This is a genomic window from Flavobacterium sp. AK-301, from assembly GCF_058310215.1.
In genome coordinates this window covers 129,781-145,236 of sequence record NZ_JBZEES010000004.1, presented here as the reverse complement: position 1 = coordinate 145,236, position 15,456 = coordinate 129,781, and the positions used below count along the sequence as shown (strand labels likewise).

The window sequence follows — 15,456 nt, the reverse complement described above, 5'->3', positions numbered from 1 at the left end:
AGTCACGTCAGAAGCCAATGGGTATAATTGATAAATATATATTAAAAAGATATTTGCTTAACTTTTCAGTTATGCTTCTTTTATTTATACCTATAGGTATTGTAATTGATGTTTCCGAAAAGATCAACAGAATACTGGAAAGTAAGGTGCCTTTCATGGCAGTAGCAGAATATTACTTTAATTTCACAGTATATTTTGCGAATTTATTATTCCCGATATTTTTATTCTTATCAGTAATCTGGTTTACCTCAAAACTGGCAAATAATACAGAGATTATTGCTATTCTGAGTTCTGGTATTTCTTTCTCCAGGTTTTTAAGACCTTACATTATTGGAGCCACTATAGTATCTCTTTTTTCATTATTAATGGGATTCTTTTTAGTGCCGAAAGCAAGTCAAGGATTTAATGATTTTAAATACACCTATTTAAACAAGAATACAGAAGTCAGAGAGAGCAGTGATGTTTACAGGCAGATTAGCGATGATGAATTTATTCATGTGAGTAATTTTAACCCCGTTTCTAAAACAGGATATGAATTTTCTATGGAAAAGTTCAAAGACAATAAATTACTGTATAAACTGACTGCAACAAGAATTAAGTGGAATGCAAAAGATAGTACCTATACATTGACCAATTTTAATAAAAGAAAAGTAGGAGAGTTAAATGATGTGTTGTATACAGAGCAGACAAAAGATACTGTTTTTAATTTTGATCTAGACGATTTAACCCCCGTTATTTATATTGCAGAAACTCTGAATCTGACGGAATTGAATAAGTTTATTGAAAAAGAAAAACAACGAGGCTCTTCCAATATCAATATTTACTTAGTTGTAAAGTATAAAAAATATAGCGTGCCGGTATCCGCTTTTATTCTAACAATCATTGCCGTTTCAGTATCCTCAATGAAAAGAAGAGGAGGGATGGGAGCAAATCTAGCTTTAGGTATTGCTCTTGCCTTTACCTTTATTTTCTTTGATAAGATTTTTGGAACAATGGCAGAAAAATCAAGTATTCCTCCTTTAATTGCCGTTTGGATACCTAATGTATCCTTTGGTTTATTAGCTATATATTTATTACGTAATGCAAAACGGTAATAGTAATATCAGAAGTTATGTAAAACTTCATTTAGTTGTTTTTATCTGGGGTTTCACAGCTATTATAGGCTCATTAATCTCACTAGATGCCTTACCCCTAGTTTGGTTCAGAATGTTGTTTGCAGTAGGATTCATTGCTCTTTATGTCTGGTATAAAAAGATCCCGATACAAGTTCCTAAAAAAGGACTTGTAGCTTTATTTTTAGGTGGATTGATATTATCAGTTCACTGGCTTACTTTTTTCACGGCTATTAAAGTGTCAAATGTTTCAATTACCTTGGCTTGTTTATCTACAGGAGCTTTCTTTACTTCTTTGTTAGAACCTGTCTTTTATAAAAGAAAAATAATCTGGTATGAAGTCCTGTTCGGATTAATTGTGATTTGTGGTCTGTATATTATTTTTAATGTAGAAGGGATTTTGGTTACAGGGGTTATTATAGCATTGATATCCGCTTTTTTATCCGCTCTTTTTTCGATTATTAATGGTAAACTAGCAAAATTATACCCCCCGTCAGTAGTGTCATTTTATGAATTAGGAGGAGGAGTGTTTTTCCTTTCCCTATATCTGTTGTTCAGTAATAGTTTCAGTCTTGAGTTTTTTACATTATCAGGATCAGACTGGATCTGGTTATTCATATTGAGCTCTGTGTGTACAGCATATGCTATTATTCAATCTGTAAAAGTGATGCAGCATATAAGCCCTTATACAGTTATGCTAACGATTAATTTAGAGCCTGTTTATGGAATTTTATTAGCAGTAATTTTTTTCCCGGAAAAAGAAAGTATGAATTTTGAATTTTACATAGGAGCGTTAGTGATCCTCTCGACAGTCATAATGAATGCTATAATAAAGAGTTATAAAAAAGGTAAAAACTAATTATATTAATTATTGTTTTTGTTCACGGATATTAAATTTTATATTTGTAGCTTGAACTAAAAACTAAAATGCACAAATCCTATGGAATATTTAGATTTTGAGCTTCCTATTAAAGAACTTGAAGATCAGTTAGATAAATGTTTGGTTATTGGCCAGGAATCTGATATTGATGTTACAAATACTTGTAAGCAAATAGAGAAAAAACTAGAAGAAACTAAAAAAAATATATATAAAAACCTAACTGCCTGGCAGCGTGTTCAGTTATCAAGACACCCAAGCAGACCTTATACTCTGGACCATATAAAAGCACTTTGTGGGGATACTTTCTTAGAACTGCATGGAGACAGAGGCTTTAAAGACGATAAAGCAATGATTGGTGGTTTAGGTAAAATAGGAGGTCAGTCTTTTATGATCATAGGTCAGCAAAAAGGATTTAATACCAAGACCCGTCAGTACAGAAATTTTGGAATGGCAAATCCGGAAGGATATCGTAAAGCATTACGTCTTATGAAAATGGCTGAAAAATTCGGAATCCCTGTAGTAACCTTAGTAGATACTCCGGGTGCCTATCCGGGATTAGAAGCTGAAGAACGCGGACAGGGAGAAGCAATTGCCAGAAATATTTTTGAGATGTTCCGATTAAAAGTGCCTATTATTACAGTAATTGTAGGAGAAGGAGCTTCAGGAGGAGCTTTAGGAATAGGCGTTGGTGACAGAGTTCTAATGTTAGAAAATACTTGGTATTCCGTTATTTCACCCGAATCATGTTCTTCAATCTTGTGGAGAAGCTGGGAGTTCAAAGAACAAGCAGCCGAAGCATTAAAATTAACTTCATTTGATATGAAGAAACAAAAGTTAATCGATGATATTATCCCCGAACCGTTAGGAGGAGCCCATTATGACAGAGAAACGACATTCAAAACAGTAGAAAAATATATTCTGAAAGGATATAATGAGCTAAAAGATTTATCAACAGAGAAGTTGATAGAACAAAGAATGGATAAATACAGTAAAATGGGTGAATACAAAGAATAAATTACTATTTCATATATAATTTAATCCGAAGTCATAATCGCTTCGGATTTTTTTGTGGTTATCAACATCATTTCAAGAGTTATGAACAGTTGAGGCTAATAACTCAGATAATTTAATTTTTAATTTTTCGCTACATTAGCAATATGGAAAACCTAAGGAATATAAACCCTATGAAAGTAGATAAGTCTACGATTATAACCCTTGAAAAAGGTAAATTACCTCCGCAGGCACTGGATTTAGAGGAAGCAGTACTAGGGGCAATGATGATTGATAAGAAAGGGGTAGATGAGGTTATCGATATATTACAACCAGATGCTTTTTATAAAGAAGCCCATAAATTTATTTTTGAAGCAATCGTTCAGTTATTCAACGATTCTCAGCCCATAGACTTATTAACAGTTTCCTCTCAGTTAAAAAAGAGTGCTAAATTAGAAGCAGTAGGAGGTGATTATTACTTGATTCAGCTGACTCAGAAAATATCATCATCAGCACATATTGAATTTCACTCAAGAATTATATTGCAGAAATATATTCAGAGAAGTTTAATTAAGATATCCTCAGAGATTATTGAAGAATCCTATGATGAAACAACAGACGTTTTTGATTTGCTGGACAAAGCCGAATCAAAACTATACGAAGTAACACAAGGAAATATAAAACGTAGTTCCGAAACCGCTCAGAGTTTAGTTATTCAAGCTAAAAAGAGAATTGAGGAAATAGCAAATAAAGAAGGTTTAAGCGGTATTGCCACAGGTTTTGAGATGCTCGATAAACTAACATCAGGATGGCAACCGAGTGATTTAATCATTATTGCAGCACGTCCCGGTATGGGTAAAACAGCCTTTGTGCTATCTATGGCAAGAAATATAGCCATTGATTTTGGACATCCGGTAGCATTATTCTCACTGGAGATGTCATCCGTACAGCTGATTACAAGGCTTATTTCTTCCGAAACCGGATTATCTTCCGAGAAATTACGTACCGGTAAACTCGAAAAACACGAATGGGAACAGTTAAGTATCAAGGTAAAGAACTTAGAAAAAGCACCTTTATTTATTGATGACACCCCCTCATTATCAATTTTTGATTTACGTGCAAAAGCAAGACGTTTAGCATCACAGCATGGAATAAAACTCATAGTGGTTGATTATTTACAGTTAATGACTGCCGGCGGTAATGGAAAAGGAGGAGGAAACCGAGAGCAGGAAATCTCTACAATATCCCGAAACTTAAAAGCACTCGCAAAAGAGTTAAGCGTACCTGTAATTGCATTATCTCAGTTATCACGTGCCGTTGAAACCCGTGGATCAAGTAAAAGACCTTTACTTTCAGATCTTCGTGAATCCGGAGCAATTGAGCAGGATGCCGATATTGTTTCCTTTATTTATCGTCCTGAATATTATAAAATTGATGAATGGGATGATGACGAACATACACCAACACAAGGGCAGGCAGAGTTTATTGTTGCAAAACACAGAAATGGTGGTTTAGATAATATCCGATTAAAATTCATCGGAAACCTGGGTAAGTTTGATAACCTCGATGATTTCAGTAATGGATTCGACGATCTGCCGTCAAAGATGAATCTGGATGATAATCCGTTTATGACAAAAAGCCTTCCGTCAGCACATGATGCCTTTGGCAGTAATATGAATAGTATTGACGATGATAGTGATGTCCCTTTTTAAAAGAAACATCAGAATAAAATATTTAAAAATAAGAAATAGAGGTTGTTTTCCTGCAAGGTTTTTAAAACCTTGTAGGTATGTCCCGTTACAGGAATAAATAGATTTTATTGTTCTTTATTGCTGTGTAGAATTATAAGATCTACAAGGTTTAGAAAAACAAGAAACAAGAGATTTACAATATAGAAATTTTTCAATACTAAAATATTAATACTCAATTCTATAAACGAAAAGAAGCTGCTTTTTTAGGCAGCCTCTTTTCGTTTATAAGGTTTAAACCGTTTCCGTTTCTCCCACACTTTTAGCCATTTCATAGCTTTCAATTGCAGCCTGATAATTAGGCATTATACTAGAGTAAACCTCAGCATAATCCAGAGGATTTGGAATATTCCATGTTTTTTGAATCTCACTGGCAACCGCCATAGTAGTGATAGGAACAACACCCGCTAAACTCAGCCTGGCAATTGTAGTTTGTGAAGATAATATACTCATATCTCCCGAAGCATCAATTACAGCAAACACTTCAAAACCGTCAGTCACCGCCGATATTGCCGGAAAAGCAACACACACACTGGTTAATACACCCGCAATGATCAGTTTTTTTCTTCCGGTTTTTTTAACCGCTTCTACAAATGCCGGTGTATCCCAAGAGTTGATCTCCCCATTACGAGGAACATAAACAGCATGAGGAGCATATTTATGGATTTCAGGCATTAAAGGACCATTAGGGCCACTCGGAACAGATGCCGTTGTGATTACAGGGATGTTTTCCAGAGCTGCTAATTTTGCCAAAGCAGTTACATTGTTACGTAATGTTGCAATATCAATATCCTTTACAGTTTGAAAAAGACCACTTTGATGATCAATAAGAAGTATTATTACATCATCGGAATTAATTCTTGTTACTACTGACATAATTTAAAATTTTATAAGTAATTATTAGGTTTGATGTTTACAGATCCGGACAGACACCTTTTTAAATAGACTGAACTAAAACAAAAATCGTTTCAAATATTCAGAAGAGTTTTTGATAGTGTCTGTGACCAGCTCATTAACAGTACAAACTTAGAGGAATTGATATAGCTGGTGCTTGATCTATGGTAAGAAATACAAAAATGACCCCTGCTCTGCGAAGTTTTTAACTTCGTAGGAGTGTTTATCAGTCTCTGACTGATGTTATATTACATAATGTGTTAATAAACGGTCAGGAGGCTTTTTATTAATCCCTGTAAAAGTTAGACATTTTACAAAGCAGATTATTCATGATTAAGAATCTTTTCGTACCAGAATTTTTCGAACTCTGCTGAGACTTTCAGGAGTGATTCCAAGATAAGAAGCGATCATTTGCAAAGGAACTCTCATAGCCAGATTCGGATAAGTTGCAATAAAATCCAGATATTTTTTTTCAGCAGTAGCGCTCAGTAAGTAGTTTATTCTTTTCTGCATATGCCGAATATTATTCTGTAGGGCAAGCGTATCAAAAGATTTAAAATTTTGAAAGACAGTTTCTGCTTTTTCGAAAAATTCTTTTTTAACATAAATGACCTCACTGTCTTCAATAACATCAATGTTAAAGTCAGAAGGCTCATTAAAATAAAAACTGCTTCTGTCTGTGATCCACCAGTCTTCAGGTGCAAACTGGATAATGTGTTTCTTTCCTTTTTCATCAATAGTATAAGATGACAGTAAACCTTTGCAGACAAAAAAAGCTTTGTCACAGATTTCCGTTTCTCGTAAAAGAATAGTTCCTTTCTTTAATTGAAGAGGATGGATTAGGTTTCTTACCTGATCAAACTCACTTTCAGAACCTCTCAACTTGTATAAAATATTATTTTTGAAACTTTCGGACATTTGAATAATTACAATTAATAAATCATTCTAAATATAATCAAAAAACTTTACTTTAATAAGATAGATTCTGAATAACAGACCATTTTTGTCTTAACTGATAAGTTTATTTATATTTGACAATTCAAAAAATAAACTTATAAAAGTAGTATTATAATGTCAGTAAAACCATTTAAGTACCAGGATACTTTTCCATTAGGAAAAGATAAAACAGAATACTATCTATTAACAAAAGAACATGTTTCCATATCCAAATTTGATGGACAGGAAATTTTAAAAATTGCACCCGAAGCACTTACCTTAGTAGCACAACACGCTTTTCACAATGCCGAATTTTTTCTTCGTCCCGATCATCAGGCTCAGGTGGCTAAGATTTTATCCGATCCCGAAGCAAGCGAAAATGATAAATATGTTGCTTTAGCCTTTTTACGAAATGCAGAAATCTCATCCAAAGGAATCTTACCTTTCTGCCAGGATACCGGAACCGCTATCATTATGGGCAAAAAAGGTCAACAGGTCTGGACAGGAGGTAACGATGAAGAAGCCCTTTCAAGAGGAGTTTACAATACATTTATAGAGAATAATTTGCGGTATTCTCAAAACGCACCGCTTGATATGTATAAAGAGGTAAACACAGGCAGTAATCTCCCTGCTCAGATCGATCTGTATGCCGTAAATGGAAATGAATATAAATTTCTTTGCGTTGCAAAAGGAGGAGGCTCAGCTAATAAGACCTATTTATATCAGGAAACAAAAGCATTACTTACACCCGGAAAATTAGAAGAATATCTGATTGAGAAGATGAAATCCCTCGGGACAGCAGCCTGTCCGCCGTATCATATTGCGTTCGTAATAGGAGGAACCTCAGCAGAATCTACTCTAAAAGTAGTTAAACTCGCTTCAACCAAATATTATGATGAACTGCCTACCCAAGGAAACGAAGGAGGACAAGCATTTCGTGATATTGAAATGGAGAAGAGACTGCTCAAAGCAGCACAAGGATTAGGAATCGGAGCACAATTTGGTGGAAAGTATTTTGCACATGATATACGAGTAGTTCGTTTACCACGTCATGGCGCTTCCTGTCCGGTTGGAATGGGAGTTTCCTGTTCTGCCGACAGAAATATAAAAGCAAAAATCAATAAAGACGGAATCTGGATCGAAAAACTAGAAGATAATCCCGGTAAATATATTCCCGAAGAATTAAGAAACGAAGGAGAAGGTAATGCCGTAAAAGTAGATTTGAATCGTCCAATGTCTGAAATATTAGCAGAATTATCCAAATATCCTGTTTCAACAAGATTATCCCTTTCAGGGACCATTATAGTAGGCAGAGACATTGCCCATGCAAAATTAAAAGAAAGACTGGATAATGGAGAAGGACTTCCACAATATATAAAAGACCATCCAATCTATTATGCAGGACCCGCAAAAACACCCGAAGGATACGCCTCAGGATCCATGGGACCCACAACAGCAGGAAGAATGGATTCCTATGTAGATGAACTTCAGGAGAACGGAGGAAGTATGATTATGCTGGCAAAAGGAAATCGAAGTCAGCAGGTAACCGATGCCTGTAAAAAACACGGTGGATTCTATCTCGGAAGTATAGGAGGACCCGCAGCTATTCTGGCACAGAACAGTATTAAAAGTTTAGAGTGTATTGAATATCCCGAATTAGGAATGGAAGCCATCTGGAAAATAGAAGTAGTTGATTTTCCCGCTTTCATCCTCGTTGATGATAAAGGAAATGATTTCTTTGCACAAATAAAACCGACAGCCTGTGTGACCTGTTAAAAGGTTTTCTTAAACAGAATACTAAACTGTAAAACAAAAAGCGTCCAATTGTAATTGAGACGCTTTTTTTTAATTTGTGAATAATCATATTCTCTTTATTTTTGGTTATCTTTATAAAGTATAAACAATTCAATAGTTTTGTTATGGGGATCTTTGTTTTAATCAACTCAGTTATTTTTATTCTTCTTTCATTAATCCATTTGTATTGGGTATTCGGAGGAACAAAATTTATAGATGGAGCATTACCAAAGTATCCAAACGGAAACAATGTGTTTGAACCCGGTAAGATAGGAACAGTATTAGTTGCTGTTGTACTTTTAATAGCTGCTTTTATCACATTGGGAAATCTTGGTGTCTGGGATTCTTTTCTAAATAGAAAAGTAGTACAATATGGTATGTATGTTATCTGTGTTTTGTTTCTACTAAGAGCAATAGGCGATTTTAATTTTGTAGGATATACTAAAAAGATTAAAGGAACTGTTTTTTCAGATAAAGATACTCGATTTTATTCACCATTATGTTTATCTATTAGCATGATAAGCGTTATTATTTTGTTTTTAAATTCCTCCTTTTAGAATTCATAAACCACTAATTAGTTTATACAATCTTATTTTAAATGATTAGCTCTGATATATCGATATTAGTTATAGTTTCTGCAACGAGTGAGTTGTCAGAAAAGACGTTTTCTTGATTTCATTTGAACTCTTACCGAGACGATGTCTCAAATATTCAATTCTCAGAGCTTCATTTTAGTTTTGGGACTTCCTCTTTTTATTTTGTAAATAACCAATTACTTTATCTTTGTATTAAAGTAACTGTATTCCTCAACATCATGATAACCAAAAACACTTATTTCAGGATGCTCCATTACGAGCTTACGAATTTTGTTGAGTGTAGCGATTCGTAATTCGTTGTTGTCTGCTCTGGTTTTTACTAATTCATTTACTGGATGAGTATCATTCTCTAATTCAATTCTCAGATAATAAGCATCCCCAACATAAAACAACCAATTCTCATTATTTCTGATCGCGATACCACAATGCCCGTTAGTGTGTCCGAACAATGGAATAAGAAAAATATCAGTTTCCGGGAGTATATCAATTCGTCTTGCCTCAAAGCCGTACCATTCATCATCCGACGGTTCATAAGTTATAATTTTAGGATGGTGTAACAAAGGTGTTTTCAGATATCTTGGATTATCCGAATTGAAATTGTCATATTCTTCAGTTCCAACATGTACTGTGGCGTTTGGAAAATCAGTAAGTCCACTGATATGATCATTGTCTAAATGAGATATAATACAGTCAGTTACCAAAGCTGGATTTAAACCGAGTTGTTCAATTTGTTGTATTGCCGTCCATTTTTCATTAAAACGAAAACCTACTATATCAATTAGCTCTTGTCCAATTCGTTCCAGAGGTTGCTGCGTATCTAAAAGACCGATTCCGGTATCTATCAGGACTAGTTTGTTTTTGGTTTCCAGTAACAGGCAATGCCCGATGACTCTTATGTCTAAAGAGGATTGGATTTCCACACAATTAAGATGATGTATTTGTATCATGGTTACAATAGTTATAGTTGCTAATGTAAGTAAAATAAGCAAAAATTATTTTATTTCATAATAAAAAGAAGATAATGACATACTTGTAAAATTGAAAACTTCATAACATCTCAGCCCTTTATTTTAACATATCCTAACTTATTATTGAATTTTTCATGGTTTGTAGATTTTAGATTTTTTAAATGTGAAGTAAGTTAGCTTAATACCAGTATTTTATAGGTTTTATTCTAAACAACATCTGTCTGTTTTATAAATACTAATTTTGAAAAATAAAACATTAATGGTGATAAAATTAGTATTTAATTAGTTTTTAGTATATTATTTTATTAATATTGATGTTTTATTTAAATTTTTATATAAAAAATATTTTGTGTAATGTAATAAATATTCTAATTTAAAAAGAAGGAATAATACAAGCATTTGGAAAATCCATGCTCAATTATTTGAATTAGGAGAAGATTCGCAATAGAGGCAGAAACCCTTTTTCAAAGCAAAATAATCAGAAATGTAGTGGATATAGGATGTGTTAATAAGTGTAATAAAAAGATTTTAGATCTTAATTAAAATATGAAAATAAAAAAAATAGTAAACATTCTAATCGTAGATGACCATCCTGTAACGGTCAAGGGCTATAAAGTTGTTTTGGATTCCGATACTCCCGATTATACAATTAAAATAACGACTGCTTTTAATTATAAAGAAGCCTATGCTATTATTACAGATACATTGCATTATAAAAGTTTTGATGTGATCTTTTTGGATAGAAGTATGCCAGTTTATGAAGGTCAGAATATTCATTCCGGTGAAGATCTGGCTGTTCTGGTAAAAAAACACCGTCCGGAAAGTAAAATAATGATATTAACCTCATATACAGAAGCTTTTATTATATATGATATTTTTACAAAAATAAATCCGGAAGGATTATTAATAAAAAGTGATTTTAATGACAGGGAGTTGATTTACGCATTTGATTCCATTATAAAAGGGGCTCAATATCATAGCCCAACCGTAAAAGAAAGCATTCGTATTATGAGTTTAAATGATATTTTTAAGGACTCTGATAATCGTAAAATTGTTGAGCTAATAACAGAAGGTGTAAAAACAAAAGATTTAGTAGATTATCTGCCACTTTCTGCTTCTTCAATAGAAAGAAGAAAGGCAAATATAAAACATACTTTGGGTATTTCAGACGGAGATAATCGGAGTATAATTCTTGCGGCTAAAAAACTCGGATTGATAAAATAAAGCTTCTGTTCTTTCTTTTTTTGTTTGATAAAAACAGACAATACTAATAAAACAGTATAAATTTGATGGTTTTACCGTCATTTAGTAAAATGATATAGACTTATGTTTGTAGTGTTGTTAGCTAACAGAAATAAATTACTCAATAAATACAAAATACTTATAAAAAGTATAACAGTAATTTATTTTGCATTTATCAAAGCAATAGAAAGTCTATTGTAAGGTATTAATTAATTTTTTTTATATTATGAATTTAGAAAAACTAAATTTAGTAGAGCTTAACGCTCAAGAGGTTCAAGAAGTTAATGGAGGTGCAATTTTGACATTTCCTATAACAGGTTTCATACTAGGTTATTTGTACGAAAAGTATGCTTAGATTATTAAAAATTATTTTTAATAATCTAAGCTTTTTATTAACGATTTAAATTTTTTATTATGAATTTATTAGAATTAAATGTAGAAGAGCTAAGTGTTCAAGAAGCTAAAGAAGTTAATGGTGGTGTAATTCCTGCATATCTTGCTTTGGCGGGTGCTGCTTTTTATTTTGGTTGGGAAGCAGGAAGAGAATATGCTCGAAATCATTAATATGTTAATTGAAAATGGAAATACGAAAGTATTTCCATTTCTTTAAATTTTTTACTATCATTGTTTATTATTATTTTAAATATATCATTTTATGAAAAATCTAGCTTTAAGAATCGGGTATTTTGCTAAAGAACAAACTAATAAGTTTATAGTATATCTATTAATTTTATCTTATATTCTATTTTACTTTGGTTTTCAGTTTGGTAGATATTTTGCTTCTTTATAAATCGAGTAATGGCTTGTGAAATTTATCATAAAGCCGTAAAATTTAGCAAAGAAAAAAAACCTTTAATGGATTCTATTCCAACAGACAGTGATATGCTTTCTGTTGGTTTTTTTTAACTTTTTTTTTAAAAGATATTTTTAATAATTAACAATATAGTTTTTGTGTTTGAACTATAAAAAATTACTTTTTCTAAAATGAAATTTAGCTCAGACCCTATTCATACTATTGAAAATCTTATAGTTAGAAATAAAACGAAAAGTTTTTCTATTTATGGGATCGTTTTATTGATTTTTATTATCAGTATTATTTTGTTGCCTGTTATCAAGATTGATATAAGTAGTCAAGGCAGAGGTATTGTGCGCAGTACAACCGATAATGTACCCATAACAAGTCTGGTAAATGGTAAAATCACCTATATTAATATTAAAAATAATACTATGGTTTCCGGTGGTGATACTTTGGTAAAGCTTACTCAGGAAAGCCTTTTGACAGAAAAAATAACGAATCAGGAACTATCAGAAGATAGTCAGGCATTAGTAGATGATTTAGAACAAGTCCTTTTAAATAAAAATAAAGGTCTGAAAACAAAGACACTACAAGAAGACCGGAATAGTTATATTTCTAAAAGAAAGGAATTACAAAGTAAAATAAGTCATGCTAAAATAGGTTATGATCGTTACAAACAGCTGTTTGATAAAGACGTTGTGTCGAGATCTGAATTTGAGAAATTCAGTTTTGATTATACTTTGGCTGTACAGGCACTAATCAGTTTTGATAAAAATCAAAAATCACAATGGTATAATCAAAAACGAGAATTAGAAGAGAAAATTAAAAACCTGCAAGGAACTATTCAGAAAATTAATGTAGAAACGAAGAACTATTATATCATTGCTCCGATTTCGGGAACTATAGAAAGTTTTTCAGGTATTCAGGGCGGTTCTTTTTTAAATGTTTCACAGTCCGTTGCTATGTTGTCCCCCAACGATAAGCTTATTGTAGAAGCCAATATATCTCCCAATGATATTGGGTTAATACAACAGGATCAACAGGTAAAGTTTCAGGTGGATGCTTTTAATTATAATCAGAGGGGACTCCTTACAGGAAGAGTAATTGCAATAGATAAAAATATAACAATACAGCAAAATGAAACCTTTTTTAAAGTACGCTGTAGAATAGATAATCCTGAATTACAGTTAAAGAACGGTTACAAAGCTTCTGTGTCAAAAGGAATGACCCTGACAGCTCAATTTATGATTACCAGAAGAAGCCTGTTTGATTTATTATTTGATAAAGTGGATGATTGGCTGAACCCAAAAACTAGTAGCCTACAACGTAAAAATAACTCCTCCGGATGGCATCAATAAAAATAAAACAACACGATATAAAAGATTGTGGAGCGGCTTGTCTGGCTTCAATTGGAAATTATTATAAAGTAAATCTCCCTATTGCAAAAATTCGTCAGTTGGCAAATACGGATTTACGGGGTACAAATGCTCTGGGAATTATTCAAGGGGCAGAAAAAATGAGTTTTATAGCCAAAGGTGTAAAAGGGGGTATGGATGTTATTGATAAAATCCCGCTTCCTGCTATTGCTCATGTGGTTATGAAAGATCAATTACAACATTATGTAGTAATTTATAAAGTTACCAAAACGATAATAGAGGTTATGGATCCCGGTTATGGTAAAATGGTAAAATACTCTCATGAAGATTTTAAAAAAATATGGTCCGGAGTTTTAATTCTTTTTGCTAAAAATGATGATTTCAGAACCTATAACGAACAAGTCCCTCCGTTAAAACGTTTTTGGGATCTGATTCAGCCCCATAAAACGATTTTAATTCAGGCATTATTTGGCGCAATAATCTTTACCATTCTGGGGTTGGCAATGTCTATTTATGTTCAGAAAATAACGGACTATGTTTTAGTAGGAGGTAATAGAAAATTACTGAATTTATTAAGTATTGTTATGCTTTTCATAATCCTGCTCCAAGCGTATATTAATTCCAAGAAAAGTATTTTTGTCATGAAGACAGGGCAACTGATTGACGCTAAGCTTATTTTGGGTTATTATAAACATTTGCTACAGTTGCCCCAACGTTTTTTTGACACCATGCAAATCGGTGAAATAACCTCCCGGATTAATGATGCTGTAAAAATAAGAGCCTTTATCAACGATGTAGCTATAGAGCTGATTGTTAATCTATTTATAGTTGTTTTCTCATTTGCTTTAATGTTTACTTATTATTGGAAACTGGCTTTAGTTATTTTGTTGATTATTCCTTTTTATTCAGGGATTTATTTTTTAATGAATAAAGTCAATAAAAAAACAGAGCGTAAATTGATGGAAAATTCAGCCGATCTGGAAACGCAGTTAGTAGAAAGTATTTCCAATATCAGAACCGTTAAGGAATTTGGTATAGAAGAATTTTCTAACCTTAAAACCGAAAATAGATTTGTTAAATTATTATTCACAACTTATAAATCGGGGTTGAATAGCCTTTTTTCGATTGTTTCTACGCAATTTTTAGCTTCCCTTTTTACAATAATTCTTTTGTGGGTAGGATCAGGATATGTTATTGAAAGAGAAATAACAGCAGGGGAATTGTTTTCTTTTTATGCTTTAATCGGTTATTTTACTTCTCCTGTTGCCTCTTTAGTAGGGATGAATAAGACCATACAAAATGCATTAATCGCATCAGATAGACTTTTTGAGATCATGGATTTAGAACGGGAAGAAACAGAAAATAAAGTAGAATTGCAAAGAGAAAATATCGGAGATATAAAGTTTGAAAACGTGAGTTTTAATTATGGCTCAAGAGTTGAAGTTTTTAAAGATTTTAATGTTCTTTTTAAAAAAAATGAAACAACTGCTGTTGTAGGAGAAAGTGGGAGTGGAAAAACTACTTTAATATCCTTATTACAAAATTTATATCCGATTAAAAGCGGGAAAATACATGTTGGCAGTTATGATTTAAATACTATACATTATAAAAGTTTAAGAGGCATAATTGGAGTAATACCGCAACAATTAAATTTGTTTTCCGGAACTATTATTGATAATATTGCGTTAGGAGATTCTTTTCCTGATATACATCGTGTTTTAGATTTGTCAAAACAGTTAGGAATAACGGAATTTGTAGAAAAACTTCCTAATAGTTTTGGAACAGAAATTGGAGAGAATGGAACTTTATTATCAGGCGGACAGAAACAAAGATTAGCGATCGCCAGAGCCTTATATAAAAATCCTGAAATATTACTAATGGATGAAGCAACATCAGCCTTAGATACTAATGCTGAACAAATCGTAAAAAAAGTAATTGATGATTTTAAGGCTAAAGGAAAAACAGTTATTGTAATAGCACACCGACTAAGTACAATTGCAAACGCAGATACTATCTTAGTAATGGAAAATGGTTCTATTGTTGAAAGTGGAAATCATCAGAATTTATTACTAAAAAAAGGAAAGTACTTTGAATTATGGAATAAACAAAGTATTGTTTGAACTA

At 32.6% G+C, this 15,456-nt stretch carries 13 protein-coding genes; 10 read left to right on the top strand and 3 right to left on the bottom strand.

Translation table 11 applies throughout. From position 1 onward, the window contains the following. Positions 1-17: 17 nt before the first annotated feature. The 4 genes from AC4FQX_RS08595 (at position 18) to dnaB (ending at position 4,694) form a co-directional block, all read left to right on the top strand. A complete protein-coding gene (locus AC4FQX_RS08595; protein ID WP_491167279.1) occupies positions 18-1,094 on the top strand; it encodes an LptF/LptG family permease in 1,077 nt (358 codons plus the stop codon). Continuing rightward, the gene (locus AC4FQX_RS08590; protein WP_491167278.1) at positions 1,081-1,971 is read left to right on the top strand and encodes a DMT family transporter; all 891 of its coding nucleotides are present in this window, start codon (positions 1,081-1,083) and stop codon (positions 1,969-1,971) included. The genes AC4FQX_RS08595 and AC4FQX_RS08590 overlap by 14 nt, the downstream gene beginning before the upstream one ends. Positions 1,972-2,052: 81 nt before the next feature. Next, entirely contained in the window at positions 2,053-3,006 is a 954-nt protein-coding gene (locus AC4FQX_RS08585) for an acetyl-CoA carboxylase carboxyltransferase subunit alpha (RefSeq protein ID WP_491167277.1), read from the top strand. Between the two features lie 143 nt (positions 3,007-3,149). Further along, positions 3,150-4,694, top strand: a complete 1,545-nt coding sequence (gene dnaB, locus AC4FQX_RS08580) for a replicative DNA helicase (RefSeq protein WP_491167276.1) — start codon at positions 3,150-3,152, stop codon at positions 4,692-4,694. 270 nt (positions 4,695-4,964) lie between these two features. On the opposite strand, the gene AC4FQX_RS08575 is transcribed toward dnaB, so the two are convergent. After that, positions 4,965-5,606 (bottom strand): isochorismatase family protein, encoded by a 642-nt coding sequence (locus AC4FQX_RS08575; protein WP_491167275.1) that lies wholly within the window; start codon positions 5,604-5,606, stop codon positions 4,965-4,967. Between the two features lie 351 nt (positions 5,607-5,957). Further along, positions 5,958-6,542: a Crp/Fnr family transcriptional regulator gene (locus AC4FQX_RS08570; protein WP_491167274.1), complete on the bottom strand. Its 585-nt coding sequence runs from the start codon at positions 6,540-6,542 to the stop codon at positions 5,958-5,960. 153 nt (positions 6,543-6,695) lie between these two features. Between AC4FQX_RS08570 and fumA the strand changes: the two genes are divergently transcribed. Beyond that, positions 6,696-8,336 carry a class I fumarate hydratase FumA gene (gene fumA, locus AC4FQX_RS08565; RefSeq protein ID WP_491167273.1) on the top strand — a complete coding sequence of 547 codons (1,641 nt, stop codon included), beginning with the start codon at positions 6,696-6,698 and terminating at the stop codon, positions 8,334-8,336. A 143-nt stretch (positions 8,337-8,479) separates the two neighbouring features. Next, positions 8,480-8,911, top strand: coding sequence for a DUF3995 domain-containing protein (locus AC4FQX_RS08560; protein WP_491167272.1), 432 nt, complete (start codon positions 8,480-8,482; stop codon positions 8,909-8,911). 215 nt (positions 8,912-9,126) lie between these two features. Here AC4FQX_RS08560 and AC4FQX_RS08555 read toward each other — a convergent pair whose 3' ends face one another. Further along, positions 9,127-9,897, bottom strand: coding sequence for an MBL fold metallo-hydrolase (locus AC4FQX_RS08555; protein ID WP_491167271.1), 771 nt, complete (start codon positions 9,895-9,897; stop codon positions 9,127-9,129). 567 nt (positions 9,898-10,464) lie between these two features. Here AC4FQX_RS08555 and AC4FQX_RS08550 point away from each other — a divergent pair. The 4 genes from AC4FQX_RS08550 (at position 10,465) to AC4FQX_RS08535 (ending at position 15,452) form a co-directional block, all read left to right on the top strand. Beyond that, a complete protein-coding gene (locus AC4FQX_RS08550) occupies positions 10,465-11,142 on the top strand; it encodes a response regulator (protein ID WP_491167270.1) in 678 nt (225 codons plus the stop codon). Positions 11,143-11,574: 432 nt separating this feature from the next. Further along, positions 11,575-11,724 (top strand): class IIb bacteriocin, lactobin A/cerein 7B family, encoded by a 150-nt coding sequence (locus AC4FQX_RS08545; protein WP_491167269.1) that lies wholly within the window; start codon positions 11,575-11,577, stop codon positions 11,722-11,724. Between the two features lie 420 nt (positions 11,725-12,144). Then, positions 12,145-13,314 carry an HlyD family secretion protein gene (locus AC4FQX_RS08540; protein ID WP_491167268.1) on the top strand — a complete coding sequence of 390 codons (1,170 nt, stop codon included), beginning with the start codon at positions 12,145-12,147 and terminating at the stop codon, positions 13,312-13,314. Beyond that, positions 13,302-15,452 carry a peptidase domain-containing ABC transporter gene (locus AC4FQX_RS08535; protein WP_491167267.1) on the top strand — a complete coding sequence of 717 codons (2,151 nt, stop codon included), beginning with the start codon at positions 13,302-13,304 and terminating at the stop codon, positions 15,450-15,452. The genes AC4FQX_RS08540 and AC4FQX_RS08535 overlap by 13 nt, the downstream gene beginning before the upstream one ends. Positions 15,453-15,456 lie beyond the last annotated feature (4 nt).